Genomic DNA, 26,486 nt, shown 5'->3' on the forward strand with positions numbered 1-26,486 from the left:
TCAGCAGTGCAGGAGATGTCAACGGTGATGGTTTGGCTGATTTAATTGTTGGTGCACGCTATGCTGATACTGCTCCTAATAATGATGCCGGCAAGTCATACCTGGTGTTTGGCAAAACAAACAATACGGCAATTAATTTAAATTCTCTCGGTACTGGTGGTTTTATCATTAATGGTGAGGCGGCTAATGACTTTAGCGGCTATTCTGTCAGCAGTGCAGGAGATGTCAACGGTGATGGTTTGGCTGATTTAATTGTTGGTGCTCGCTTGGCTGATACTGCTCCTGGTAATAATGCCGGCAAGTCATACCTGGTGTTTGGCAAAGCAGACACTACGGCAATTAATTTAAGTTCTCTCGGTACTGGTGGTTTTATCATTAATGGTGAGGCGGCTTTTGATCAGAGCGGCGCTTCTGTCAGCAGTGCAGGAGATGTCAACGGTGATGGTTTGGCTGATTTAATTGTTGGTGCACGCTATGCTGATACTGCTCCTGGTAATAATGCCGGCAAGTCATACCTGGTGTTTGGCAAAACAGACAATACAGCAATTGATTTAAGCTCTCTCGGTAGTGGTGGTTTTATCATCAATGGTGAGGCGGCTAGTGACTTTAGCGGCCAATCAGTCAGCAGTGCAGGCGATGTCAACGGTGATGGTTTGGCTGATTTAATTGTTGGTGCTCCTGGTGCTGATCCTGCTTCTGTTACTAATGCCGGCAAGTCATACATCATATTTGGTGGAGACTTCACCAGCGCCGTCACTCAACTTGGTACTGCTGGTGTTGATAATCTCACCGGCACCGCAAATAATGAAGCTTTAGTTGGTGCAGCCGGCAATGATATTCTCACCGATGGTGGTTTCAGCAATATCCTGATGTATGGTGGCTCAGGAAATGATTCGATCAGCATCAGCAATGCTAATTTCCGCCGTTTAGATGGTGGTTTAGGGAATGATACTTTGGTGTTAGCAGGAAGTGGCATAACTTTAGACCTCACCGGCTCTTCAGATAATACCAAAATCGCCTCTTTTGAAACCATCGATTTAACCGGCACCGGCAATAACACCTTAAATTTAAGTTATGGTGCATTGTTGAATTTGGTTGAAGAAACTCGCGCAACGGGTGGTTTCAACCGTTTAACTATACGGGGTGATAGTGGAGATGCGGTGACTGCCAATTTAGCCGGCTTTGGTTTCAGTAGCAGTGTTGTTGGCTCTGAAACAATTTACACTAAAGGCAAGTTGCAGTTAGCTGTGGAAACCGATGTCACTCAAACCGGCATTGTGATTTAGTCTTAAGAAGCCGGCTTTTTCAGTTAACTTTTCACTTCGGAGTTAACCTTGGAAAAATGCCGGTTTCTCTCTTTAAATTTTGCCAATCAAAAAAAACCGAAAAACCCCCTAATTTCTGCCAAAAATCCCTTGACAATCAGCAGACCGGCGTGATATGCTAAAATCGATAAGGAAGAACCATCATAAAATATCACATTAAATTGTAGAGACCGGCATCTTAAAAGATTTATAACATCGCAGAGAGAAAGAGAATAGAAACCGGCTTTAAGAAGAGAGATTTAGCTTGACAAAACCCAGCAGATATGCTACACTGAAACCGATAAGGAAGAACTATCATAAAATAATCAGGTAATGAGAAGGGCCGGTTAGCCTAAATATATAAGCTTGCAGAAAAAAATAAAATAAAAACCTGCATTTTCCCCTCATTGAACCCAACAAACAAAAAAAGCGTTAGCTATTAAACCGGCCAGCCTTGCGGTCTTGTGAGAGAAAGCCCGCTCCAAAGCTAAATATCCGAACACAGTTTGATAGGATAAGGAAAATTGATGATTTTGTCAGGTTTTTTTTCAAGCAATTTTCTTTCCCCTATCCCCCATTCGTCTAATTATGCGATGTCCTTTTTGTCATTACACCGATAGTCGCGTTTTAGAGTCGAGGTCTTCAGAGGCCGGTGCCTCTATCCGACGCCGGCGCGAATGCCTTAACTGTAAGCGGCGTTTCACAACCTACGAACGTATAGAATATGTGCCCATAACAGTCATTAAACGTGATGGCCGGCGCGAGTCCTTTGACCGATTTAAACTATTACGCGGCATAGTCCGATCCTGTGAAAAAACCGGCATTCCCTCAGTTCGCTTAGAAGCATTTGTCGATGAAATAGAATCAGAAGTTCAGCAACAAACCACACGAGAAGTCACCAGTAGTGAAATTGGAGAACTCGTACTCAGCCGCATTCACAACCTCAGCGAAGTAGCCTATATCCGATTTGCCTCCGTCTACCGGCAGTTTCAAGGCATCCGCGATTTTGTCGAAACCTTAGACCACCTGCAAAACCGCCAAATTTCCTCCACCTCAGCCGAAAAGTTGCTTGACGAATCGCCAGAGCAGGAAGATAACGAGCCCGTCATCCCCAAACCCGCACCGCTTTCTCTTTAATTTCCTTAATCAGAATTTTTTTTAAAAAACCTTGTTCACATAAGCTGAAAATCAATATTATCAAGACTTTCGAGATTTTTGATAACCGGCCCAAACCCCAAAACCGTATCCCTCGTCTCTGACCAATCAGGCTGGATTTAAGGCAAGGGACAAATAAAAGTGATCGCAAGCCATAGCATCAAGTTATAATTGAAGATCGAAGCTTTCACGACTTCCAAGGCTCCGCCTAAAAAGCGATGGAAGCGTTGTAGATGTAACGAACCACGAAACTCAGCCGTGTTTGTCCTACATTTACAGGAGGCCAAATTACTACGGAGAATACCCAGCAGGAAACAAAACGCATGGTCAATCAGAAAACAATCACTAAAGAAGTTGGCTTTACTCACGAAGACTTCGCCGCCCTACTTGACAAATACGATTATCACTTTAGCCCTGGTGATGTAGTAGCAGGTACAGTATTCAGTATAGAACCTAGGGGCGCTCTGATTGACATCGGTGCTAAAACAGCGGCCTACATACCCGTTCAGGAGATGTCAATCAATCGCGTAGACTCTCCCGAAGAAGTTTTACAATCCAACGAAACCCGTGAATTCTTCATCCTCACCGATGAAAATGAGGATGGGCAGTTAACCCTATCAATCCGGCGTATCGAATATATGCGGGCTTGGGAGAGGGTACGCCAATTGCAAGCTGAAGATGCCACCGTGCGCTCACTCGTGTTTGCTACAAACCGAGGTGGAGCGCTTGTTCGCATTGAAGGGTTGCGTGGTTTTATCCCCGGATCTCATATCAGCACCCGCAAACCAAAAGAAGATTTGGTGGGAGAAGAATTACCTTTAAAATTCTTGGAAGTAGACGAAGATCGTAACCGTCTGGTTTTAAGTCACCGCCGCGCCTTAGTGGAGCGCAAGATGAACCGTCTCGAAGTTGGCGAGGTCGTTATCGGCAACGTTCGCGGCATCAAGCCTTATGGTGCGTTTATCGATATCGGTGGAGTCAGCGGCTTACTGCACATTTCCGAAATTTCTCACGATCATATTGATACTCCCCACAGTGTCTTTAATGTCAATGATGAAGTCAAAGTGATGATCATTGATTTGGATGCAGAACGGGGTCGGATTTCTCTGTCTACCAAGCAACTCGAACCAGAAGCGGGTGATATGGTGAAAAATCCGCAGTTGGTTTATGAAAAAGCAGAAGAAATGGCTGCCAAGTACCGCGAACAACAGCGGGCTAAACAGCAAGCTCAAGCTGCCGGTGCTGTGGCCGGTGCTACCGATGAAGCTACCGATGAACTAGAAGAAGTGCCCCCAGCAGCCGAACTAGAAGAAGTGCCCCCAGCAGCCGAACTAGAAGAAGTGCCCCCAGCAGCCGAACTAGAAGAAGCGCCCGCAGCAGCCGAACTAGAAGAAGCGCCGTCGGCGGTTGAAGTTTCCCCCGAAGAGGAATTAGTCAGCGCTGAAGAATAAGCCGACATGGCTGTATCTGTGCAGCCGGTGTTTGCTAAAAAGCCGGTTGCGCTTCCATTTTGGGCGCAACCCTCTTTTTTTTATGGCTTTCGATTGGACTGTGAGTTTTTTTCTAAATAGCAACGTAGATTTATTTTTTCAAGGGCAGATGTAAGCGGTTAAATAATACTCCTCAAAAACAGCCATAGTAAATTGGTATCGGCGGCGTAGAATCGAAAATTGGAGGAAATTTTGGCAACAATTGAATGTCGGGGTGTGAGCTTCCAAAACATTGAAGCGGTCATTTTTGATAAAGATGGCACCTTGGAAGATACGGCAGATTTTTTACGCAACCTCGGACAAAAACGCGCCCGGATGATTGATGCTCAAATTCCGGGCGTCGGGGAACCGCTGTTAATGGCTTATGGTATTGAGGGTGATGAACTTGATCCTGCCGGTTTGATGGCTGTGGGAAGCCGGCGCGAAAATGAAATTGCTTCGGCTGCTTATGTGGCTGAAACCGGCAGGGGTTGGCTAGAATCTCTGGAAATTGTCAGCCGTGCTTTTGAAGAGGCAAACCGGCCCTTAAAAAATAATGCCCCTTGTCCGCTTTTCACCGGCACCACAGAATTGCTGAAAATTTTGTCAGATGGCGGTTTAAAACTGGGTATTCTTTCAGCAGATACAACCGAAAACGTGCTGAAATTTGTTTCATACTATCAACTTGAGTCTTACATTCAACTGCAAATGGGAGTCGATGGCGGCGTCAGTAAACCTGATCCGTCGCTGTTTTTAGCGGCTTGCCGAACTTTGGCAGTTTCTCCGCAGTCTGCTTTGATGGTGGGAGACTCGCCGGTGGATATTCAAATGGCACGAAATGCTCAGGCTGCCGGTTGTATCGCTATTTGCCGCAAAAAGTCGGCGCATTCACATCTCAAAGATGCAGATGTGATTATCTCCCAACTTAACGAAATTTCCATCGTCTCCTGAATTTGTGCCATTTTGAGGGATGATGGATAAATTTACGACCACTTTGCCAAATTCTTCAAACTAGAAGGAGGAAGAATCCTTGACGAAACGTTATCTGTTTACTTCTGAATCTGTGACCGAAGGACATCCTGACAAAATCTGCGATCAAATTTCCGATACGATTTTGGATGCCCTGCTTTCAGAAGACCCGAAAAGCCGTGTTGCTGCTGAAGTTGTGGTGAACACCGGCCTGGTTTTGATTACCGGCGAAATTACCACCAAAGCCAATGTTAATTTCGTGAACTTGGCGCGGAAAAAAATTGCTGAAATTGGCTATACCGATGCTGATAATGGCTTTTCTGCCAATAGTTGCACGGTTTTGGTGGCTTTGGATGAGCAGTCTCCTGATATTGCTCAAGGTGTGAATACGGCTCAAGAAACTCGCCAGCAAAGCGATGATGAGTTAGATAAGGTGGGTGCCGGTGATCAGGGGATTATGTTTGGTTTTGCTTGCAACGAAACCCCGGAATTAATGCCCTTACCGATCAGTTTGGCACACCGGATTGCGCGCCGGCTGGCGGCTGTGCGGAAAACCGGCCAGTTGCCTTATTTGCGTCCCGATGGCAAAACTCAGGTCACGGTGGCTTATGAAGATGGCCGGCCTGTTGGCATTGATACCATTTTGGTTTCTACTCAGCATGATGCAACCATTGGTGAGTTGAGAACCGATGCCGAAGTGCAAGCCAAAATCAAGGAAGACCTCTGGACGGCAGTGGTGCAGCCAGTGTTTGCGGACATTGAGGTTCAGCCTGATTCACAAACTCGGTTTCTTGTCAACCCCACCGGCAAATTTGTTATCGGTGGCCCGCAGGGGGATTCGGGGTTGACGGGTCGGAAGATTATTGTTGATACCTATGGCGGTTATTCTCGTCATGGCGGCGGTGCGTTCTCTGGCAAAGATCCGACAAAGGTTGACCGCTCTGCTGCTTATGCTGCTCGCTATGTGGCAAAGAATATTGTCGCCGCTGGGTTGGCTGCTAAGTGTGAGGTGCAACTCAGTTATGCAATTGGGGTGGCACGTCCGGTGAGTATGATGATTGAAACGTTTGGTACTTCTACGGTGGATGAGCAACGTTTACTCGAAGCTGTGCAGCAGCTTTTTGAGTTGCGTCCAGCGGGGATTATTCAGGCGTTTAATTTGCAAAAGTTGCCGGCTGAACGAGGCGGTCGTTTCTATCAAGATGTGGCTGCCTATGGTCATTTGGGGCGGACTGATTTGGATCTGCCTTGGGAGCAAACTGATAAGGCGCTTTTGTTGAAAGAAATGCTTTCTGAGGCTGTTTCTGTTCGTTAAGCGTTTTTTTGTTTTTGGTTGGATCCCCGTTTTCTTTTTGAAGACGGGTTTTTTTTTAAAGGTAGAGGCGCGGTTTTGTTCGGCAGAGGGGCCGAGAGGGTTTTTTGCAATGGGTTATTCTATACTGTGGAGGATACTTGTACTTATAGCCTTGAGGTGGTAAGTATGGATTTTTCCTTTTTGTGGCCGCTTTTGTTCGCTGGTATTGTTTTTTTTATTTTGAAGCATTCGGCTGATGAAATTGCTTATATGTCGGTGGCAGTTTTTATTGTTTGTTTGCTTGTGAGTTTGGTGGTTGCTCCTTGGCAGGTTCAGTTTTTGCTTTTGGTTTTGGTGTTGTTGGGTACGCAACGTTTGTCTCAACCGGGTGATGTGGGTGTTGATGTTGGCGGAGAACAGGGGGGTTTTTTTGCTGGTTTGAAGAATTCGGCTAAGGTTGTGGATGGGGGAAGGCAAGATGCTGTGGTGTCTGGGGATGAGGGTTTACATGAGCATTTGAGTTACCGGGGGGTTGATTATGAGGTTGATCTGCCGGTTGTTGAGGAAACTAAGCAGGAAATTACGGGGAGATACCGGGGTCAGGTTTGGAGTTCTCACGAGGTTAAGCCTTCTGATTTGCCGCCGCCGGTTGAGATTAAGTATAGGGGTGCAACAATTAAAAAAATTGAGCCGGTTGAGGGCGATGAGGGTAAGGTTTAGGGGTTGTTCGGGGATGGGATTTTTTTAAGGGGGATGTTTTTTTTGGCAGTTTATAGAAGTTGTGTTGTGGGTGCGTTTGGTTGTTAAGCTTGTAGGGGAGCAATCTGTATTTGTTGAAGAGATGCCGGTTGTGAGTGTCTGTTAAACTATGTCAAAATTTGCGTCAAACTTTGCGTCAAACTTTGCTTGGGATGAGGGGTTACTTTGTAGGGCCGGCTATGATTGCCTGATGCTCTGATCTTAACTCGTGCAACATCTGGGGGTTTTATGAGAATGTGTTTATGTTTTCTTCCTCTGGGTAAATGGGGGTCTGAGTGGAGGGGGAGTGTTTTTTTATGAAGGGCAAGGAGTTTTGGCGCTATGGAGTCTCACGAGCATTCTACATCTGATAAAAACAGCGAAAAGAATATTGTTGCTGGTCAATTTTCTGAGCAAAGCAATAATCTGCAATTTGGCGCTCCTTGGAAATCTTCTGTGCGCCCTTGGCGAATTCATCAAAAAATTGGCTATGGGTATTTTTTGGCGCTTGCTATTGGTTTTTTTGGCTCCATGACTGGGATGATTATTGCTGATTATTTTCAGGGGGAGGGGGTTGAGCAGTTGGCTGATGCTCATGTGCAAGCGCAACTTTTGGGAAATTATAAGGATGCGGTGATGGAGGCTCAATTGCATGGGTCTCAGATGGGGTCGGTGGTGGATGATGCCCAGTTGCTTTCGCTTGAAAAAATGCGTTTTTTTGCTAGTGTTGCTCGTAGTAAAAAGTTGCGCCAGGAAGTTGAGCGGTTTATTAATACTGATCCGGCTTGGTTGGCTGCGAAGCCGCCAATTATTTATAAGTTAATCGGAAATTGTCAGGGTCGTTTGGAGTTGTATGCGGAGCAAATAAGTTTGATTTTGCAAGGTGTGGAGCCGACGAAAGCAGGGGGTGAGGAGATTGAGGAGCTAAGAAATAAGTTGCTTGCTGCGGCAAAAAGTGAGGGGGCGAGGAGTTTGGAAGAGTTGACTTTTGAGTTGGGGAAGCTGTTGGAAACGGCGCAAGAGCAAGAGCGGCAAGGGGAAGTTTTGATGGAGGATGCTCAGGGAATTGAAAAGTTGATTATTGTGCTTAGTATGTTGGTTTCGTTGGCTATTGCTTCGTTTTTGGCTTTGCGAACGAGTCGGGCTATTGCTAGGCCGGTGGTGACGGTGACGAGGGTGGCGGAACGGGTGGCGCGGGAGTCGAATTTTGATTTACGGGCGCCGGTGGCGGCGGAGGATGAAATTGGGTCTTTGGCGGTTTCTTTGAATCATTTAATTGAGCGGGTTTCTCAACGCACAAAGGAGTTGGAGCAGGCGTATGAGGCGGCGGAGGCGGCGAATAAGGCGAAAAGTCAGTTTTTGGCGAATATGAGCCATGAGCTTCGGACTCCTTTAAATGCGATTATTGGTTATAGTGAGTTGTTGCAGGAGGATGCTATTGATTTGGAGTTGGAAAATACGGATTTTGTAAGTGATTTGCGTTCGATTAATTCGGCTGGTAAGCATTTGTTGAATTTGATTAGTGATATTTTGGATTTCTCGAAGATTGAAGCGGGAAAGATGGAGCTTTTTACGGAGAGGTTTGAGGTTAAGAATTTAATTGAGTCGGTGGTGGGAATGGTAAGGCCGGTGATGGATAAAAATAATAATTTTTTTGAGTTGGCTTGTGCTGATAATCTTGGCCAAATGTACACGGATCAAACAAAGTTGCGTCAGGTTCTTTTTAATTTGTTGAGTAATGCGGCGAAGTTTACGGCAAATGGTAAGGTAACTTTAACTATTTTTAAGGAAGATGATATTAATCCTGGGTCTTTTCTTGTTTTTAAGGTGACTGATACGGGAATTGGGATGTCTCAAGAACAGTTGGAAAGGTTGTTTGAAGCTTTTAGTCAGGGGGATGCTTCGACGACTAAAAAGTATGGGGGTACGGGTTTGGGTTTGGCGATTAGTCGCTTTTTTTGTCAGATGATGGGGGGGGAGATTTTTGTGGAAAGTAAGCTTGGTGAGGGGTCTGTTTTTACTGTGCGTTTGCCGGTTTGTGTTAAGGAGTGATTGGGGAAGAGGAGGAACGGGCTTCTATTCGGCTGCTAAGTCGGCTTGGGTTTGGGCGTAGTTTAGGTTTTTTTGATATTCTATTGCTTTTTGTTGGGCGGTTTGGTAGTTAGGATGGGTGGGGGGTATTTTTTGCATTAATTCGATGGCTTGTTGCCATTTTAAGGCTACTTTTTCCCAGTCTTGTTGTGTTTTTGCGGTTTGGGTGATTAGGCCGGCATTCATGGCGTTATTCACTGCGTTTTGAAAGGGTTCTGTGCTTGGTTTTGCTGTTTGTGGGGGTTGGCTGGTGGTTTTGATTATGAATTCTACTCGGCGGTTTTTTTCTCTTCCTTTTGGGTTGTCTGTGTTGTCGGGGTTGTTGTTGGGGGCGATGGGTTTTGTTTCTCCATAGCCTTTGGTAAATATTAGGGTGGGGGTGATTTTAAAGTTGTTGACGAAGTAGTATTTTACGGCGGCTGCTCTTTTTTGGGATAGTTCTAAGTTGTAGTCGTTTTCGCCTTTGTTGTCTGTATGTCCATAAATGAGTATTTGCGAGTTTTTGTAGTGGGTTAACAGTTGATTTATTTTGGTTAGGGTGGGTTTTGCATTTGCTCGAACGTTGTATTTATCAAATTCAAATAAAATGTTTTCTGGGATGTTAATTTTTATGCCTTCGGGGGTTTTTTGGGCTTTTAATTCTGTTAATATTGGTTCTATAGTTTTTAGGTTGGTTTCGGGTAAGGCTGAGATTTCTACTTCTGTCGTTGTTGTGGTTGCCGGTTGGTTTTCTGTGGTGGTTGGTTGGGGGTTTTCTATGGTTGTTGTTGTGGTTGCCGGTTGGGTTTCTGTGGTGGTTGTGGTTTGAGTTTCGGGGGTGGTTGTTGTGGAGGTGGTATTTTCTTGGCTAGTTGTTGTGGTTGTGGGTTGATTTGTGCTGAGGGTTGTTGTGGTTTGGGTGTTATTTTCTAGGCTGGTTGTTGCGGTTGTGGGTGGATTTGTGCTGAGGGTTGTTGTGGTTGTTGTTCCGTTTGCGCTGAGGCTTGATACGCTTTCTGTTGCGGGAAATACTTGGTAGGTTGTTACAGACACCGGCACGATTTTAACGGTGGTTTCTTTGGGGTATTTGGGTTTTAATATTTCATAGGCAATGGCGCTGAAAATAACCAATAAAGCAAAACCGCCGGTTGCTTTGAGTGCGGGAATTATAACCTTTTTTTTGAAGGTTAAGAATTGGGCTTTTAACGCGGATATTTTCATGGGTTTATTATCTTTTGATAGGAATATTTACAAATTTTATTTCGGGGTTGGGACTTTGAGAATAATAACTGGGGCGAGTCTCATTTGTTACTAAATTTAAAAACCTAGTTCTTGGTGCTAAACGACCAATAAAAACAAACTGTCCTTGTAATGTGGCGCGTGGATCTATAGAAATTTTTGGGTTATCGGGGGGTTCTACTAACCTGTAAGTATTTCCTAAATCATCGGAGACAAACATATCATCTTTTCGGTTAAGACTAATAACTTGTTTTGTGCCATTTGTAACAGCTAAATCAACAATTATGCTATCTTCGCTAAAGGTGATTTTAGACAAACGCATGACTACGCCTTCCTCTGTATTTTGTTGTAAATCATAGGTTTGCTGTGGGGGAAGGGGGCCGGTTGCTTGCTGCGTTGTTGCTTGTTTTTCGGTTGTGGTTGTCTTGTTTGAGTCTTGGGAGTCGTCTTGTTTGCCGGCGCCAAAAAATTGACAACCGGCTGTTAATAACGAGAGTGCGGTGAGTAGGGGGAGGAGACGCTTGAGCATGATGGATTTCTAACGTTTTTTGGATTTTATCATTTTAGGGCGATTAGGGAAATAGGTTTTAATGCTTTTTCATATCTCAAAAAAGTGCCGGTGGTTGCGGAAGGAAAAAGTTTCAGCCTGCTAGTCGGTTTTTCTTAGCAGGCTAAATTTTTTGATAAAATTAGGCCGGTTTAGCTGGGGTTGCTATCACCATTAGCGTCAGGATCTATGCCTAATGCTCGCAGTTTGGCTGCTAATTTTTCGGCGCGATTTTCGGCTTGTTCGGCGCGATTTTCGGCTTGTTCGGCACGATTTTCGGCGTGTTGGGCCCGTTCTTTGCCGGAGGGAATTAGATTACCGCTGCGATCACACCAACGTAACCAAACATCGGTTTTTTCTTCAAATTCTCCTTCCCAAAGTGTCAACCCTAAACCGGCTTGTTCTAGCCATGTATCAGAAGTTTCTTGATAGCGGTTTGCTTGCAATACAAAAATCCGCAAGGCTTCTTGGCTCAAAATTTTTAAGGGGTCATAAACAACGTAATACCCTACTCCCATTTTTGCATAATCTTGGAGTTTTGATGTTAACTCATTACCAACGCGGTTAGAAACAATTTCTATGACAATATCCGGGCTTTTTCCAAATTCCCAAGTTAGGTAAGTGCGATTTTTTTTCTCTCGCCAATCTTCCGGCATTGTCACATCTAAGCTAACAAAAACATCAGGCACTAGCGGCGGTTGTTTGACGGCATAAAAAACCCCGACATTGGCAGCGGCAATAAACCGGCCCGTATCATCTAGTCCCCGCCAAGAGTCATAGAGAATTGTCGTTAAAAACCGCTGTTGCTTTTCACTGTAAAAATTATCCACCGGAGTATCGTCCTCTATGACTAAATCGCTGATATCGGGAGGGATGGGAGTTTCGGTTATCAAAATTTCTGCGACCATTTTTTAACTCCTTTAAAACTGCTTTTATTTTAACGTTTCAAAAATAGCTTGTAAAGAATAATCTAGTAAGATAAAATAAGTTGGTAAGCGACGTAAAACCACCGGCACACCATGACACAAACTCTCGATTTCCTTAGCCATCTCAATTCCTCCCAACGGCAAGCAGTGGAACATTTTTGCGGCCCTTTATTGGTTGTGGCCGGTGCCGGTTCGGGAAAGACTCGCGCCTTAACTTATCGCGTTGCCAACCTGATCCGCAATCACCGCGTAGATCCTGATAATATTTTGGCGGTTACTTTCACGAACAAAGCGGCGCGGGAAATGAAAGAACGCATCGAAAAACTATTTGCTAGTCAGCTTGCTTTAGAAAAATATGGTAAATCTTTTGCAGCCTTAAACCCGGATGAACAAACGCGCTTAAGATCGCGGGTTTATAAAACTTATATCAAACCCTTGTGGGTGGGAACTTTTCACAGTTTGTGCAGTCGAATTTTGCGATTTGATATTGAAAAATACCAAGATGAACGCGGACGCACTTGGAAGAAAAATTTTTCGATTTTGGATGAGTCAGACGCGCAAAGTTTGGTGAAAGATATTGTCATACGTCAGATGAATTTGGATGATAAAAAATTTGAGCCTCGTGCTGTTCGCTATGCCATCAGTAATGCCAAAAATCAAGGCTTATCGCCGCAACAATTTGAATTTGAGCAAGCGAATTATCGGGGTAAAATTATTGCTCAGGTGTACAGTCTTTATCAGGATGCTTTGGCTGCTAATAATGCCCTCGATTTTGATGAGTTGATCCGAGTGCCGGTGGAGTTATTTAAACAGAATGAATCGGTGTTAGGTTATTGGCATCAAAAATTTGCTCATATCTTGGTGGATGAATATCAAGATACTAACCGTGTGCAATATGATTTCATTCGGTTGCTGGTTACAAATGGTGCTCATCCTAAAGAAACTGACTGGCGAAATCGTTCGGTTTTTGTGGTGGGAGATGTGGATCAATCGATTTACTCTTTCCGCATGGCAGATTTTACAATTTTGCTGGATTTTCAAAAGGACTTTGGCGATGGTTTGGCTGATGATGATACGCGGACAATGGTAAAATTAGAAGAAAATTATCGCTCCAGAGATAATATTCTCCACGTTGCTAACCGGCTCATTGAAAATAACACCGAACGCATTGATAAAATTTTACGTCCCACACGCGGCGAGGGTGAACCGATTTATGTACACCGTGCTGAGGATGAAATAGAAGAGGGGCAATTTGTAACTCATCAAATTTTAGGAATGGTGCGCCAAAATCCTGAATTAAAATGGGGAGATTTTGCGATTCTTTACCGCACAAATGCTCAATCACGGGTGTTTGAAGAGGCTCTAGTACGCTGGAATGTGCCTTATACTTTGGTGGGGGGTTTAAAGTTTTATGACCGGAAAGAAGTTAAGGATGTTTTAGCTTATTTGCGGTTAATTGTCAACTCTGTTGATACGGTAAGTTTGCTGCGAATTATTAACACTCCCACACGAGGAATTGGCAAAACAACAATTGACAGAATTGTGCAAATGGCACAACAATTAACGGTGCCGGTGTGGGAAATTTTGAGCGATGAAGATTCGGTGAAAACAATTGCTGGAAGGGCTGCAAATCCCATTATTAAATTTGTGGAGATGATTCAAAAATGGCAGGGAGAATTAGATAATTTACCGGCATCTGAAATTGTCCAAGGAATTCTCGATGAATCGGGTTATGTTGAGGATTTAAAAAGTAAGAAAACTGATGAAGCGGAGGATCGTTTAGAAAACGTTAAAGAACTGTTGAATGCAGTTTCACAATATGAGGAAGAAAACACAGAAGTCAAATTGCAGGATTTTCTTTCAAATGCTGCATTGAGTTCGGATCTTGATGATGTGAAAGAGGGAGATGAGCGTGTTGCTTTGATGACGCTTCATGCTGCGAAAGGTTTAGAGTTTCCGGTAGTATTTTTGGTGGGAATGGAACAGGGAATTTTACCGCATTTCCGCTGTTTAGATGATCCTGCTTCTTTGGAGGAGGAACGCCGGCTATGTTATGTTGGGATTACTCGCGCACAAGAAAGATTGATTCTCAGTCATGCAATTGAAAGACGGACTTGGGGAAACCGGCAAACTGCTATTCCTTCGCTATTTTTAGGCGAACTACCCCAAGAATATCTCACCGGAAGTCTGGCTAAAAAACGTGCCGGAAGTACCCCATCTTCTACGCAATCCCTTTCTGGTAAATCTCCAACAGGAAATCTAAAATCTGTCGATTGGAAGGTGGGAGATAAGGTAACTCATCAACATTTTGGTTTTGGACAAGTTTCGCTGGTTTCTGGAAGTGGGGAAAAGATGTTTATTGCGGTGAAGTTTGCCAAAGTTGGGCAAAAAATTCTTGACCCCAAAATAGCGCCGGTGCAAAAAGTGGAATAATTTTTAACCGCTTCGGTAAGGCAGGCAGGATGCCTGCCCCACTACAGATGGACGCGGATAGGTTATCTGTATTTATCTGTGGAGCAGGCATCTTGCCTGCTTGACATCTGCGGTTAATTTTTTACCCCTCGCATCGCTAGTAAAGCACTCCCATAAGCGGCTTCTACAGACACCGGCTTGCTCATTTCTACCCCCAAATAACGACTGCGTATTTTTTCCCAAACTGCATTTTTTGCCCCACCTCCCGCAGTATAAACTCGCCGCAAACTTGTTGCGCCCAATTCTTGCAATAACTCATATCCCCGTGCTTCAATTTTGGCCATACTTTCTAATAAACCATGCAAAAATTCAATTTTATTTTCTGGCTGGGGTGTTAGTCGTGGTTGTAAAGCTGCATCATTAATTGGAAACCTCTCCCCTGGCTTTATTAACGGATAATAATCCAAATTAATTGATTTTTTGGCAGCAATTTGTAAGCTTAAATTCGCCAAATCTTCATCTGTAAAAAACTCCCGCAACACCGCACCCCCCGTATTAGAAGCACCACCAACTAGCCAAAGATTCTCGTTAGAAAGGGAGGGGAAACGGTGACTATAAATCCCCAACCGGCTATCATCAATTCGAGTATTACTGAGCAGTTTTAAGACTAAAGTTGAACCTAAAGAAGTCACAGCATCACCGGCCAATTTTGCCCCACTTGCCAAAAACGCCGCAATACTATCTGTAGTGCCGGCACAAACCACACAACCCAGCGGTAACTGCAAACTTTCGCACATTTCCTCTCTCACTTCCCCCACCGGCATCCCCGGCACCAAAACTTGCGGCAAATTCGGTAAATTTTCGATATTTAATAGCCAGTTTGGATACGAACAATTTTCAGGATCAGCCCCAAGTTTTAAGGCATTATGATAATCACTGATACCGAGTTTTCCGTGTAATAAAAACCCTAACCAGTCAGCTTGATGCAGAAACCAAAATTTTGATAAATTACCGTGTTGAGTTTGCCACCAAAGCAATTTTGCTAAACTCGACGTCGCGCTGATAACGGTATGATTAGGAGGAGCAATTATCTCTAATTCTTGCAGTTCAGAAACACCCCTCCCATCATTATAAAGCAGCGGTTCAGAAATAGGGCTGCCGCTCTCATTACATAACAGCACTGTTGAAGAAGTGCCATCAATAGCAATCGCTTTTATATAGCGGCGAATTTCTAGGGGAATTTGCGAAATAAGACTAAATAAGCCGGTTTGCCAAAGTTCAGGTAAATTATTTTGTTGGCTGAAAGGAAATTGCTCTTCAAAATGAACAATGGCGGCAGCATCAATTACCATTGCACGAGCGCCAGAAGTACCGAAATCAAGACCTAGATAAAAATTCATTAAACTGTTGGGGGTGGTAGAATATTAACTTGAAACAATTTTATACAAATTTGAGTTTAAAACTAACAAAACATGGCTATACCAGCAGAAATTAAAGCCCTCATTAACCGGCTAAACCAAGAACTTGAGGAAACAGAACGAGAAGCAACAGAGGGAGTGAACGCATTAAGACCGACGCTGTGGCTTTTTCCAGAGAATGCTATACTAACTCAGTTATTTGCTAATCTCAATAATGTTTTATTTTTTGTAGAAACCTACAGAGGAAGAATTCAAAGGATAGAGAACATACTAACCCTAGCAGACGCGACACCGAGTGAAATTCAAGAAGCCGGCCTAGAATTAGCAACTATCCTTGGTCGCGTCCTAGAAGCTAAAATAATGGTAGAAAGAATTATTGCGAGGTTGCGAGATTTGCCATGAAACAGTTACCAGATGAGAAAACACTGCTAGAAATGCTAGAACTCTCCAAAGCTGCTGAACAAAAAACTAAAGAAGCAGGTGAGTTAATGGATGTCTTTATCATCAAATGGGAAACCAAACTCAAAGACTTTCAACGAACCCCAGAAACAACCGGTGGAGTGTAAAACATATCAAAGGGGTGTAATGTGATCAACCACACCCCGATATCATCAAAAAACCGGCCAGCATCTTTCCTAACTACTGTAAAATTTCCACCGATTTAGCAATCACTTTTTCTAGCTTTTCTGGGCTGAAACTGCTGCACCCTTTTCAGTTACAATAAAAACCACACAAAAAACCACTCACACTCCCCCATGACAATAGCAGTCAACCTAGAAAACGTCCAAAAAACCTACAACAACCGGCCCGTAGTAAACAACTTATCCTTTACCATCAAACAAGGTGAAATGTTTGGATTGTTGGGGCCGAATGGGGCCGGTAAATCCACCACAATACGCATGATCACCACCCTAACAAAGCCCACCGGCGGACGCATAGAAGTCATAGGTTACGACGTTACAAAACAACCTAATTTTGTCAAACAAACCATCGGAGTTGTCTTGCAACAAACCAGCGTAGACGGCGACCTCTCCGTATGGGAAAACATGGAATTGCATGGAAGATTACACCACATTCCTAACCCAAGTCGGCAACAATTAATCAACCAATGGTTAGAATACGTCGAACTAAAAGACCGGAGCAAAGATTTAGTCAAAACCCTCTCTGGAGGAATGAAAAGACGCTTACAAATCGCCAGAGCATTATTACACAAACCGCAAATATTGTTTCTCGATGAACCCACCGTTGGACTCGACCCCCAAACGCGACGCCGATTGTGGGAAATTATCAGAGAACTCAACAAACAAGGCATGACCATGTTATTAACCACTCACTACATGGATGAAGTAGAATATTTATGCGACCGCATCGGTATTATGGATAATGGAAAACTCATAGAACTGGGAACCTTAGAAGAACTGCGAGCCAAACACGGTGAAGGATTAGTAATGAAACAAATAGGAGATCGTTGGGAATATGTATTTTTCCCAAGCCTAGAAGAAGCTAACAGCTACCTCGACCAACAAACCGACAAAACCGGCATGATGGTAAGACCTTCCAACCTAGAAGATATTTTTGTAGAGCTCACCGGCCGGCAACTAGATTAAATTGTCATCATCTCATTTGTCAATGACCCATAACCATTGACAAATGACAAATGACCATTGACCATTGACAAATGACAAATATGTTTAGATTAGCAACACAAATAGAAGCCATTTTGTATCTCAAAGGCAAGCCCGTATCCTTGGCAGAACTCGCCGAGTATGCCAAAGTAGACCGCACAAATGTCGAAGAAGCCCTCATCGAACTGATCAACGACTACGCACACCGCGACAGCGCCTTAGAAGTCGTGGAAACAAAAGGCGGCTATTGTTTGCAACTGCGAGATAGCTATCAAGAATTAGTCCATACCCTTATTCCCGTTGACTTGGGACTCGGAGCCTTGCGTACCCTCGCAGCCATTGCCCTCAAAGCCCCACTTACACAAAGTGAGCTAGTAGAAGTGCGCGGCTCCGGCGCCTACCAGCACGTTCAAGAATTACTGGAACAAGGCTTTATTCGCCGGCGTCGTAAACCTGATGGACGCTCCTACTGGCTGCAAGTCACCGATAAATTTCACCAATATTTTCAAGTAGATCAACTACCCCAACAACTTAAACTACAATTTCCTGCCATCACCCAACCCCAAGAATCCGAACCAAACCCCGATGAAGAACTCTCCCAAAATCTCCCAGAAGAACTATAACCCAAAGCAGACACACTCGCCTAATTTCCACTCAAAAATCAACCCTTAACCGAGCCACGCAAAGACACATTTGATCACAATCGTTTAAACTAGAACATAACAAGGCAAACATTCAGAGGCCCGATGGTGTTTAACCCTAACTTTCACAGTTTTGAAACAGAACAAATCGCAACCAACCCCCTATTAAAATACTTGCAGCATCAACCGCCGGAAGTTTTAGCTCGTGTGGCTAAGTCTGCCAGTCCAGAAATCAAGCAAATTATCTCTCAAAATGTGCAAGGACTGGTGGGAATGCTGCCCTCAGAAAACTTTGATGTTCAAATTACCACGAATCGGGAAAATTTAGCCGGTTTACTAGCCAGTGCTATGATGACCGGCTATTTTCTCCATCAAATGGAACAGCGAATGAAACTCGAAGAAACCTTAGCTGATTGTGGATCGCTCAACAAAGATCCAGACAGCAAAAGTGAAAAGTGAAAAGCCCACATAAAACCGTGAAATTCAGCAAAAACCTTAACTTTTATCAGACGGTTTTAGTTTTTTCACTCTTCACCTTTCACTGCAATTAACGTAAAGAATTGAGCGGGAAAGCCCCCGGACGTACCTGCACTTGTTTCGTCGCTCCGTTGCGGTTAACTTGCATTTGCACTGCTCCCCCAACACCGGCCTCTTCCACCTGTTCTTGAACCTCCGAGGTTGTTTTCACCGGCACCCCATTCATTTTTAGAATAATATCCCCCTCCTCTAAACCCGCCTTTTGAGCCGGTGAATCCTCAACCACCCCCAAAATCAACACCCCCCGATCTTGGGTAATTTTAAAACCACCTTCAACTTTTGAGTTAATTTCTTGGCGTCTTTGGGGGGTTAATTCCAGCATTCTAATCCCCAAAAACGGATGATCAACCTGACCTTTTGTAGCCAATTCATCGGCAATACGCTTAGCAGTTTCAATGGGAATTGCAAAACCCAAACCCTGAGCATTAGCCCGAATTGCCGTATTAACCCCAATAACTTCCCCCCGTTCATTTAAGAGGGGCCCGCCAGAATTCCCCGGATTAATCGCCGCATCCGTTTGAATAAAACGCACTCGTTTATCAGGAATCCCCACCTCCTCACTCGACCGGCCCGTAGCACTAATAATCCCCACCGTCACCGTATTATCTAACCCCAAAGGATTGCCAATCGCAATCGCCCACTGTCCGGGCACCAAAGCTTGAGAATTACCAATTTTAACTGCCGGCAAATTAACAGCCTCAATTTTCACCACCGCCACATCCGTCAGCGGGTCAGATCCCAAAACCTTACCTTCAAATTGCCGGCCATCTTTGAGCGTAACTGTTACCTCATCCGCACCGGCCACCACATGAGCATTTGTCAATAACCTGCCATCCGAACTCAAAATAAACCCAGAGCCGGTACCGCGTTCCACCCGTTCCGAAGGAGCGGGCATATCTTCACCAAAAAACTGACGAAAAAACGGATTTTCCAACTGTGGTAACATCCCGTCAGAAACCTTGCGAGCCGAATCAATTCGCACTACCGCCGTACCCAAAAGATCCGAAACTTCCGAAATAAAATTTGGGTAAGCACGACTTTTAACGGACGGCCCCGGCATCGGCAACTGAGCCATTGTAGAATTTCGTAGCACCACCGGCACCGTTTTCGGCAGTTGGGGAACGCCCTTATCCAAAAACTCGCTACCCCAATACCCCCCTGCACCCCCAATCACAACTACACTGCCATAAACCGCCCATTGCCGCACTAAATACTTCATAAAATTTTCTCTATTTTAAATTACATTTTATCCCACCCATATACTTTAGCTTAAAAATTTTCCCTTCCCAGCCTCTCACTCAACCAATTAACAAAAATTTCCTGAGCGTCAGATTTTTTTAAGTTTTTATTAACGCATTTTTTGAAAAAATCTTTAAATTCGCCCACAATTAAACTTAAATATTGTGATATTTTCTCTTAGTGAATCCCCGGAACCGGCCCCATTAAATATAAAATTTCAACCAAAAAGGTTAGCAAAAAATATCCTGTGGCCGTCAGCCAAAAAATGTATTAAATTATATTTGGGTGCGAGTCTAATAACCGCATCTTGAAACCTATCGCTATTATTAACAATTTTTGTGTTAACCCACACCTACGATTTACACTTAGTAGCGCTTTCAATAATCATAGCCACCGTTGCCTCACATACAGCACTTGATCTCGCTGGCCTGGTGAGAACCGGCAAAAAAAAGAAAATCGGCTGGTTGATTGGCGGCGCCTTGGCAATGGGAACAGGCATTTGGTCGATGCACTTTGTGGGAATGCTGGCTTTTCACCTTAGTGTGCCCGTTCGCTACAATCTGCCATGCTTGCTGCTATCGCTGTTTGCGCCTGTCCTCGCCTCAGCAGGAGCACTGGAACTGCTAAGCCGGGAAAATTTGGGAAGGCGACAAATCGTAGCCGGTGGCACCCTCATGGGATTAGCCATAGCAACAATGCACTACACCGGTATGGCAGCAATGCGAATGCCGGCCCATACCCACTATAACAGCCTTCTGGTGGGGCTGTCCGTCGTCATTGCCTGTCTCGCCTCCTACACCGCCTTGTGGTTGGGCCTGCAACTACGCAACAAAACCGCTTGGAATTGGCAAAAATTAGCCAGCCCCCTCTTAATGGGCGGGGGGATCAGCGCCATGCACTACACCGGCATGGCAGCAGCACACTTCACACCCAACCACAATGCCCCTGTTGATCCCTTAGCTATCGATACATCGTCTTTACCAATAGCCATCACCTACAGCACCCTGATTATTCTAGGATTAACCCTCTTTAAAAGCCGAGTAGACCGGCGCTTAGGCAGCAGTCAAGAATCCCTTGAAATGCTCCAAAAATTCATCCGAAAAATGCAAGTAGGAGTAATTTTTTTAAACACAGATTTAAAAATAATTTTAAGCAATTCCCTGGCCGAAAACTTACTAAATTTAAGCCCGGAAGAACTGCATAACAAAAATGCTTTTGATCCAAGTTGGGGACTGATTAACGAAGACGGCAGCCCCATCCAAGCCCACAGCAACCCAGCCATCACCGCCCTCACCACAAGAGCCTCCGTCACTAACATAATTTATGGCATTGATAGCCAACCAAATCAAGAATATCTCGACAACATTAAATCAATTCGCTGGCTATTAATCAACGCCAACCCCATGCTGACAGAAGAAGGCGAAATAGACGGGATAATTTGCACCTTTACGGACATCACTCAGAGAAAAGAAACAGAAAACGCTTTGTCTGGCAGCGAGGCAAAGTTACAAAAATTATCCGCCAACATTCCGGGCATGATTTATCAATTTTGCCTGGGAACTGATGGGAGTTTTTCATTTCCATTTGTTAGTTCCGGTTGTTACGAATTATTTGAAATTACAGCAGAAAACATCCAAGAAAATGCCAATTTATTAATGTCAGGTATTCATCCCGAAGATGCCGTTTTTTTTGTGGAGTCGATCTCAGTTTCTGCCCAAACCCTGCAACCTTGGCGCTGGGAAGGCCGGTTTATAACCCGACGAGGCAAAATAAAGTGGTTTAAAGCAGCTTCTCGACCAGAAAAACAAGCCAATGGAGAGATTATTTGGGATGGTGTGATCATTGACATCACAGATCAAAAAGAAATTGAAGAAGAACTCCTTAAACAAAATCAACGTATCCAACTTCTGGCAGACACCAACCTTAAAATCCGTGAATCTTTGCAACTGGAAACCATCTTACAAACCACCGTTGATCAAGTCCTAAAAATTCTCCAAACAGACCGCGTAGTAATTTATCGTTTTTGGCCCGATGGCAGCGGTAAGGTTGTCACCGAAGCAGTGGTAGGGGATTATCCTGTTATTTTAGGCAAACAAATCATTGACACTTGCTTTAACGAAATATATATCGAACAATACCGACAGGGAAGAGTTCGCTCTATTGCTGATATAGAAAGCGGCGAAATTCATCAATGTCATGCAGAATCGTTGAAACAATTTGCAATTAAAGCTAACTTGGTTGTTCCCATTATTCAAAGCCCAGAAAAGATTAGCGGCTTTGATATGCAAACTTCTCAAAACGAATCTCAAAATCATTTATGGGGATTATTAATTGCTCACCAATGTGGAACAACTCGCCGCTGGACAAGTGTTGAAACTGAACTGATGCAACAGTTAGCTAACCAATTGAGCATTGCCCTTGCCAAAGCAGAATTAATCGACAAAGAAAGGAAGGTTTCCAAACAACTCGTCGAGCAAAATATAGCTTTAGAAAAAACCCTCAAAGAACTACAACAAACCCAAGCGCAACTGGTACAACAAGAAAAAATGGCATCTTTGGGACAACTGGTGGCGGGCGTTGCCCACGAAATTAATAACCCCGTGAGTTTTATTGCTGGTAATATCACCTATGCGCGAAACTATGTACAGAATTTACTGCATCTGTTGAAAGTTTACGAAAATAGTTATCCCCAACCTAGCCAAGACGTTCTCGAAGCTGCTGAAGAAATCGACATTGAATTTATAAAAGAAGATTTACCAAAAACTTTATCTTCTATGGAGGTTGGGGCTGATCGCATCCGCAAAATTGTTTTAAGTTTGCGGAATTTTTCACGGCTGGATCAAGCAGATAAAAAACGGGTCGATATTCACGAGGGTATCGACAGTACGTTATTGATTTTACAACACCGGCTCAAGGACTGTGGCCGCCAAGGGGGAATTGAAATTATTAAAAACTATGGTGTTTTGCCGCCGGTGGAGTGTTATCCAGGGCAACTCAATCAGGTGTTTATGAACATTTTAAGTAATGCCATTGATGCTTTAGAAGATCAGCCCTATCCTAAACAAATCACCATTAGCACAGAAATTAAAAATTCTCACCCTTCTAAACAAATTTGTCTGCCGTTTAACGACAGCAGAATCAAGGCTGATAGTGGCTTGCGTCTAAGTGGAGAAAATTCTTTAAAACCTCAGTTTTATAGCCAAAGTTCTTGGGTGCTTATTCGCATTTCTGATAACGGTGCCGGGATGCCAGAAGACACCCAAAAGCGGCTTTTTGACCCGTTTTTTACTACCAAACCCCCCGGCAAAGGTACGGGTTTAGGTTTATCTATTAGTTACCAAATTATTGTGGAAAGACACGGCGGCAAGTTGTTTTGTTATTCCACAGTTGGTGAAGGCACAGAATTTTTGATCGAAATTCCGATGCTTTTGCCTGGATTAAAGAAAATCTAAAAAACCCGGAATGTTAAAGAAACCGGGTTCTTGATTTCAATTTTTAATCTCTGGGCTATTTTTTGAGTTTTGAATAGGTAGGGATACAGCAGTAGCGGTTCGTGACTCCGGGTTCTTGATTTTGTAACAATAACCCATATTCCAATCCTTCCACTACTGCTTGATAAGAAGCATCTAAAATATTCCCAGAAACCCCTACAGTCATCCAACGTTGTTTACCATTGCTTGACTCTATTAACACACGGGTTTTTGCAGAAGTGCCGCAGCCTCCATCCAAAATCCGCACTTTATAATCTGTTAACTGAAACTCGGCAATTTCTGGGTAAAAATTCACCAGTGCTTTTCTTAATGCCGCATCCAAAGCAGAAACCGGCCCGTTTCCTTCGGCTGCTTCCAATAAATTTTTCCCATTAACTGCCACTTTAATTGTTGCTAAAGCATTCTCTGTTCCTTGAGCAATATCGCAATGCACTTGAAAGCCTTTTAATTCAAAAAACTGCCGGCGTTGCCCCAAAGCTTCCCGCATTAATAACTCAAAAGATGCTTCGGCTGCTTCAAATTGATAACCTTGATTCTCTAATTCTTTTAAGCGTTCCAAAATTGACCGGCAAGCAGGATCTTGTTTATCCATTTCAATGCCAAAACTGCGGGCTTTTGCCAAAACATTACTCAATCCCGACTGGTCAGAAATCACAATTCGCCGCTGATTTCCTACTTGTTCTGGTTGAATATGCTCGTAAGTTTGGGGGTTACGTTCCACCGCTGAGACATGAATTCCGCCTTTGTGGGCAAAGGCTGACCGGCCTACATAAGCGGCAAATTCATCGGGTGCTAAATTCACAACTTCACTGACAAACCGGCTGGTTTCTGCTAACCTGCCTAACTGGGTTTCTTCAATGCACTTGTAACCGAGTTTTAACTGCAAATTTGGAATTATTGAACACAAATTCGCATTGCCACAACGTTCGCCATAACCGTTAATTGTTCCCTGTACCATTCTCACACCTTCCATCACCCCAGATAAAGCATTGGCAACGGCAGTATCAGCATCATTGTGGGTGTGAATTCCAAATTGAGGTGATGGGGAATTAAAACTTGAAAATTCGGCAACTACTTCGCGGGTAATTTTGGCAATTTCGTGAGGAAGTGTCCCCCCATTAGTATCACAAAAAACTAACCATTCTGCGCCGGCCTGCCATGCGGTTTTTAAGGTTAAAAGCGCATATTCACGGTTATTTTTATACCCATCAAACCAATGCTCGGCATCATAAATTACCCGGCGACCTTGGGAGATAAAATACTTGATCGTGTCTTCGATCATGGCTAAATTTTCTTCGAGGGTTGTTTTCAAACCTTCGGTAACATGAAGATCCCAAGACTTGCCAAACAGTGTTACCCAACGAGTGCCGGCGGCTAAAATTGGTTGTAACATGGCATCTTCGGCGGCGGTAGTTCCGGGCCGGCGTGTTGAACAAAAGGCAACTATTTCTGCTTGTTTGAGGGGTTGTTCTTTCAACTGCCAAAAAAACTGTACATCCTTGGGATTAGCGCCCGGCCAACCGCCCTCAATAAACGGAATCCCCATTTCATCGAGTTTATAGGCAATTCTTAATTTATCTTCAATGGAAAGGGCAAGTCCTTCGCGCTGGGCGCCATCGCGGAGGGTGGTATCGTAAAGCCAAATTTGATTAGAAGTTTGAGAATTCATGTTATGAATGTGTATGCACAATAATGTACTTTTGTCAATAGAATATGCTGGGAAAATTTATCTGAAACTGCATCCCCAAGCAGAGCTACAAAACTATTTTATAAAATGATGCGAATCAAGTTATAAAAATTAATATAAACTTTGTTTGAGAGAGGTAACAATGCCAAAAATTACAGCCCAGGGTAAAACGTTTGAGTGTGCTGAGGGTGCAAATTTACGTCAAGTTTTGCTGAAAAATGGCATTGACTTGTACAACGGGGGAGCAAAGGTCATCAATTGTCAGGGAATAGGAACTTGTGGGACTTGTGCGGTAGAAATTTCTGGGCCGGTGTCTGAGATCGGATGGCGAGAAAAAGCGCGGTTGTCTGTGCCTCCTCATTCGGGGCGGACAATCGCATCTGGGACAGATGCGCCACTGCGGTTAGCTTGCCAGACAAAAGTTTTAGGGGATATTAAAGTAACAAAATTTGAGGGTTTTTGGGGTCAAGGTACTCTGACGCGCTGGACACCGGAAGGTTAAATTTTTGTAAATGGCTGGGGGCCGGCGTAAATGTCTAGCTTTGTGTGCCTAATTTTGCAACAATTAGTAATAGCCAAAAAATTTGTATCCTGCCCGCCGGCCCCTGTAAAAATTCCTGATAAAGATTGTAATGAACTCAAAGCGTGACATTTTAATTATTGGTGGTGGCATTATTGGTTTATCAATTGCCATCGAACTCAAGTTAAGAGGTGCGAACGTCACCTTACTTTGCCGTGATTTTAAAGAAGCAGCCAGTCATGCTGCCGCCGGCATGATTGCCCCTCAAGCTGAGCAAATTAAAACCGGCCCGATGTTGGATTTATGTTTGCTTTCTCGGCAACTTTATCCAGACTGGACAAGCAAAATTGAAGAAATTTCTGGCTTAAGCACCGGCTATTGGCCTTGTGGAATTTTGGCGCCGGTTTATGAAGCTAATTCCCTAGAAAATTATACCCAATCTCCTGCTTTTTGGCTTGACAAAACGGCTGTTTCTCTGCATCAACCGGGTTTAGGAAAAGATGTGGCCGGTGCTTGGTGGTATCCCGAAGATGGGGAAGTGGATAATCAAGCGTTAACGCGGGCTTTGTGGGCGGCGGCGCGTGAGGTGGGGGTGGATGTGCGCGATGGCGTGACGGTGGAGGCTATTGGACAGCGCAACGGGCAAGTTTATGGTGTAAGAACCAATAGCGGTAATTTTTCAGCGTCCCATTATGTGTTGGCAACCGGCGCTTGGGCTTCGGAATTATTGCCGGTGCCGGTTTATCCAAAAAAAGGACAAATGTTTTCTCTACGAATGCCGGCTTTAATGACAGGAGAAAAGCCTGTTTTGCAGCGGGTTTTGTTTGGCCCAGATACCTATATTGTGCCGCGTCGGGATGGTCGAATTGTTGTGGGGGCGACAACTGAAGATGTGGGATTTACGCCCGGAAATACGCCCGCAGGAATGTCTAGTTTGTTGCAAAGGGCGTGCCGGTTATATCCAATTTTAAAAGATTTTCCGATTGAGGATTTTTGGTGGGGTTTTAGACCGGCTACCCCGGATGAAATGCCAATTTTAGGACGCAGTTTTTGCGAAAATTTAAGTTGGGCAACCGGCCATTATCGGAATGGGATTTTACTCGCACCGGCAACGGCAAAGTTAATGGCTGATTTGATTGTTGATGGCAAGTCAGACTTGCTATTAGAACATTTCAGCCCTAACCGATTTTTAAAGGCTTCCAGTT

20 protein-coding genes and 2 pseudogenes are annotated in these 26,486 nt (G+C 44.1%); 16 read left to right on the forward strand and 6 right to left on the reverse strand.

The window, feature by feature from the left end; translation table 11 throughout:
* The 7 genes and pseudogenes from NG798_RS12255 to NG798_RS12285 form a co-directional block, all read left to right on the forward strand.
* A pseudogene (locus tag NG798_RS12255) lies at positions 1-1,286 on the forward strand (integrin alpha); the annotation flags it as partial.
* 606 nt (positions 1,287-1,892) lie between these two features.
* A complete protein-coding gene (gene nrdR, locus NG798_RS12260) occupies positions 1,893-2,441 on the forward strand; it encodes a transcriptional regulator NrdR (RefSeq protein ID WP_261222920.1) in 549 nt (182 codons plus the stop codon).
* 341 nt (positions 2,442-2,782) lie between these two features.
* Complete coding sequence (locus NG798_RS12265; RefSeq protein ID WP_261222922.1) at positions 2,783-3,910, forward strand: 30S ribosomal protein S1; 1,128 nt, start codon at positions 2,783-2,785, stop codon at positions 3,908-3,910.
* A gap of 231 nt (positions 3,911-4,141) precedes the next feature.
* Positions 4,142-4,879 carry an HAD family hydrolase gene (locus NG798_RS12270; RefSeq protein ID WP_261222924.1) on the forward strand — a complete coding sequence of 246 codons (738 nt, stop codon included), beginning with the start codon at positions 4,142-4,144 and terminating at the stop codon, positions 4,877-4,879.
* Between the two features lie 79 nt (positions 4,880-4,958).
* Complete coding sequence (metK, locus tag NG798_RS12275; RefSeq protein WP_261222932.1) at positions 4,959-6,212, forward strand: methionine adenosyltransferase; 1,254 nt, start codon at positions 4,959-4,961, stop codon at positions 6,210-6,212.
* Positions 6,213-6,377: 165 nt separating this feature from the next.
* Positions 6,378-6,911, forward strand: a complete 534-nt coding sequence (locus NG798_RS12280) for a DUF4278 domain-containing protein (protein ID WP_261222933.1) — start codon at positions 6,378-6,380, stop codon at positions 6,909-6,911.
* A gap of 360 nt (positions 6,912-7,271) precedes the next feature.
* Positions 7,272-8,981, forward strand: coding sequence for a HAMP domain-containing sensor histidine kinase (locus NG798_RS12285; protein ID WP_261222939.1), 1,710 nt, complete (start codon positions 7,272-7,274; stop codon positions 8,979-8,981).
* A 24-nt stretch (positions 8,982-9,005) separates the two neighbouring features.
* On the opposite strand, the gene NG798_RS12290 is transcribed toward NG798_RS12285, so the two are convergent.
* The 3 genes from NG798_RS12290 to NG798_RS12300 form a co-directional block, all read right to left on the reverse strand.
* Positions 9,006-10,220, reverse strand: a complete 1,215-nt coding sequence (locus NG798_RS12290; RefSeq protein ID WP_261222941.1) for an OmpA family protein — start codon at positions 10,218-10,220, stop codon at positions 9,006-9,008.
* 7 nt (positions 10,221-10,227) lie between these two features.
* On the reverse strand, positions 10,228-10,767 hold the full coding sequence (locus NG798_RS12295; protein WP_261222942.1) for a hypothetical protein: 540 nt from the start codon (positions 10,765-10,767) through the stop codon (positions 10,228-10,230).
* Positions 10,768-10,937: 170 nt separating this feature from the next.
* Positions 10,938-11,693: a Uma2 family endonuclease gene (locus tag NG798_RS12300; protein WP_261222944.1), complete on the reverse strand. Its 756-nt coding sequence runs from the start codon at positions 11,691-11,693 to the stop codon at positions 10,938-10,940.
* Between the two features lie 111 nt (positions 11,694-11,804).
* On the opposite strand from NG798_RS12300, the gene pcrA reads away from it, so the two are divergent.
* Entirely contained in the window at positions 11,805-14,144 is a 2,340-nt protein-coding gene (gene pcrA, locus NG798_RS12305) for a DNA helicase PcrA (protein ID WP_261222946.1), read from the forward strand.
* A gap of 113 nt (positions 14,145-14,257) precedes the next feature.
* Here the strand turns inward: pcrA and NG798_RS12310 are convergent, their stop codons facing one another.
* The gene (locus NG798_RS12310) at positions 14,258-15,523 is read right to left on the reverse strand and encodes an FGGY-family carbohydrate kinase (RefSeq protein WP_261222949.1); all 1,266 of its coding nucleotides are present in this window, start codon (positions 15,521-15,523) and stop codon (positions 14,258-14,260) included.
* 72 nt (positions 15,524-15,595) lie between these two features.
* On the opposite strand from NG798_RS12310, the gene NG798_RS12315 reads away from it, so the two are divergent.
* The 5 genes from NG798_RS12315 to NG798_RS12335 all read left to right on the forward strand — a co-directional run bounded on the left by NG798_RS12315 (position 15,596) and on the right by NG798_RS12335 (position 18,266).
* Positions 15,596-15,943, forward strand: a complete 348-nt coding sequence (locus NG798_RS12315) for a hypothetical protein (RefSeq protein ID WP_261222951.1) — start codon at positions 15,596-15,598, stop codon at positions 15,941-15,943.
* The gene (locus tag NG798_RS12320) at positions 15,940-16,107 is read left to right on the forward strand and encodes a hypothetical protein (RefSeq protein ID WP_261222953.1); all 168 of its coding nucleotides are present in this window, start codon (positions 15,940-15,942) and stop codon (positions 16,105-16,107) included. The genes NG798_RS12315 and NG798_RS12320 overlap by 4 nt, the downstream gene beginning before the upstream one ends.
* A 189-nt stretch (positions 16,108-16,296) precedes the next feature.
* The gene (locus NG798_RS12325; protein WP_261222955.1) at positions 16,297-17,148 is read left to right on the forward strand and encodes an ABC transporter ATP-binding protein; all 852 of its coding nucleotides are present in this window, start codon (positions 16,297-16,299) and stop codon (positions 17,146-17,148) included.
* An 80-nt stretch (positions 17,149-17,228) separates the two neighbouring features.
* Positions 17,229-17,789: an SMC-Scp complex subunit ScpB gene (gene scpB / locus NG798_RS12330; protein WP_261222958.1), complete on the forward strand. Its 561-nt coding sequence runs from the start codon at positions 17,229-17,231 to the stop codon at positions 17,787-17,789.
* A 123-nt stretch (positions 17,790-17,912) separates the two neighbouring features.
* Positions 17,913-18,266: a DUF760 domain-containing protein gene (locus NG798_RS12335; protein WP_261222960.1), complete on the forward strand. Its 354-nt coding sequence runs from the start codon at positions 17,913-17,915 to the stop codon at positions 18,264-18,266.
* Positions 18,267-18,354: 88 nt separating this feature from the next.
* On the opposite strand, the gene NG798_RS12340 is transcribed toward NG798_RS12335, so the two are convergent.
* Positions 18,355-19,563, reverse strand: coding sequence for an HhoA/HhoB/HtrA family serine endopeptidase (locus NG798_RS12340; protein WP_261222962.1), 1,209 nt, complete (start codon positions 19,561-19,563; stop codon positions 18,355-18,357).
* 358 nt (positions 19,564-19,921) lie between these two features.
* Here NG798_RS12340 and NG798_RS12345 point away from each other — a divergent pair, with 358 nt between their 5' ends.
* Positions 19,922-23,035 (forward strand): MHYT domain-containing protein, encoded by a 3,114-nt coding sequence (locus tag NG798_RS12345; RefSeq protein WP_261222964.1) that lies wholly within the window; start codon positions 19,922-19,924, stop codon positions 23,033-23,035.
* Between the two features lie 55 nt (positions 23,036-23,090).
* Here NG798_RS12345 and cimA read toward each other — a convergent pair whose 3' ends face one another.
* The gene (cimA, locus tag NG798_RS12350; protein WP_261222966.1) at positions 23,091-24,743 is read right to left on the reverse strand and encodes a citramalate synthase; all 1,653 of its coding nucleotides are present in this window, start codon (positions 24,741-24,743) and stop codon (positions 23,091-23,093) included.
* Between the two features lie 160 nt (positions 24,744-24,903).
* On the opposite strand from cimA, the gene NG798_RS12355 reads away from it, so the two are divergent.
* Together NG798_RS12355 and thiO are read left to right on the forward strand one after the other, a co-directional pair.
* Positions 24,904-25,263 carry a (2Fe-2S)-binding protein gene (locus NG798_RS12355; protein WP_261222968.1) on the forward strand — a complete coding sequence of 120 codons (360 nt, stop codon included), beginning with the start codon at positions 24,904-24,906 and terminating at the stop codon, positions 25,261-25,263.
* Between the two features lie 130 nt (positions 25,264-25,393).
* Positions 25,394-26,368: pseudogene (gene thiO, locus NG798_RS12360) on the forward strand (glycine oxidase ThiO); the annotation flags it as partial.
* Positions 26,369-26,486 lie beyond the last annotated feature (118 nt).

It is taken from the genome of Ancylothrix sp. D3o (assembly GCF_025370775.1).
In the GTDB taxonomy this organism is placed as follows: Bacteria; Cyanobacteriota; Cyanobacteriia; order Cyanobacteriales; family Oscillatoriaceae; genus Ancylothrix.

What these genes read in the sequence shown, in the direction of transcription:
- nrdR (WP_261222920.1), top strand. Translation starts at nt 1,893, where the DNA reads ATGCGATGTCCTTTTTGTCATTACACCGATAGTCGCGTTTTAGAGTCG.
- NG798_RS12320 (WP_261222953.1), top strand. Translation starts at nt 15,940, where the DNA reads ATGAAACAGTTACCAGATGAGAAAACACTGCTAGAAATGCTAGAACTC.
- NG798_RS12315 (WP_261222951.1), top strand. Translation starts at nt 15,596, where the DNA reads ATGGCTATACCAGCAGAAATTAAAGCCCTCATTAACCGGCTAAACCAA.
- NG798_RS12300 (WP_261222944.1), bottom strand. Translation starts at nt 11,693, where the DNA reads ATGGTCGCAGAAATTTTGATAACCGAAACTCCCATCCCTCCCGATATC.
- NG798_RS12280 (WP_261222933.1), top strand. Translation starts at nt 6,378, where the DNA reads ATGGATTTTTCCTTTTTGTGGCCGCTTTTGTTCGCTGGTATTGTTTTT.
- NG798_RS12285 (WP_261222939.1), top strand. Translation starts at nt 7,272, where the DNA reads ATGGAGTCTCACGAGCATTCTACATCTGATAAAAACAGCGAAAAGAAT.
- NG798_RS12335 (WP_261222960.1), top strand. Translation starts at nt 17,913, where the DNA reads ATGGTGTTTAACCCTAACTTTCACAGTTTTGAAACAGAACAAATCGCA.
- NG798_RS12325 (WP_261222955.1), top strand. Translation starts at nt 16,297, where the DNA reads ATGACAATAGCAGTCAACCTAGAAAACGTCCAAAAAACCTACAACAAC.
- NG798_RS12290 (WP_261222941.1), bottom strand. Translation starts at nt 10,220, where the DNA reads ATGAAAATATCCGCGTTAAAAGCCCAATTCTTAACCTTCAAAAAAAAG.
- NG798_RS12310 (WP_261222949.1), bottom strand. Translation starts at nt 15,523, where the DNA reads ATGAATTTTTATCTAGGTCTTGATTTCGGTACTTCTGGCGCTCGTGCA.
- NG798_RS12355 (WP_261222968.1), top strand. Translation starts at nt 24,904, where the DNA reads ATGCCAAAAATTACAGCCCAGGGTAAAACGTTTGAGTGTGCTGAGGGT.
- NG798_RS12265 (WP_261222922.1), top strand. Translation starts at nt 2,783, where the DNA reads ATGGTCAATCAGAAAACAATCACTAAAGAAGTTGGCTTTACTCACGAA.
- NG798_RS12295 (WP_261222942.1), bottom strand. Translation starts at nt 10,767, where the DNA reads ATGCTCAAGCGTCTCCTCCCCCTACTCACCGCACTCTCGTTATTAACA.
- cimA (WP_261222966.1), bottom strand. Translation starts at nt 24,743, where the DNA reads ATGAATTCTCAAACTTCTAATCAAATTTGGCTTTACGATACCACCCTC.
- scpB (WP_261222958.1), top strand. Translation starts at nt 17,229, where the DNA reads ATGTTTAGATTAGCAACACAAATAGAAGCCATTTTGTATCTCAAAGGC.
- pcrA (WP_261222946.1), top strand. Translation starts at nt 11,805, where the DNA reads ATGACACAAACTCTCGATTTCCTTAGCCATCTCAATTCCTCCCAACGG.
- NG798_RS12340 (WP_261222962.1), bottom strand. Translation starts at nt 19,563, where the DNA reads ATGAAGTATTTAGTGCGGCAATGGGCGGTTTATGGCAGTGTAGTTGTG.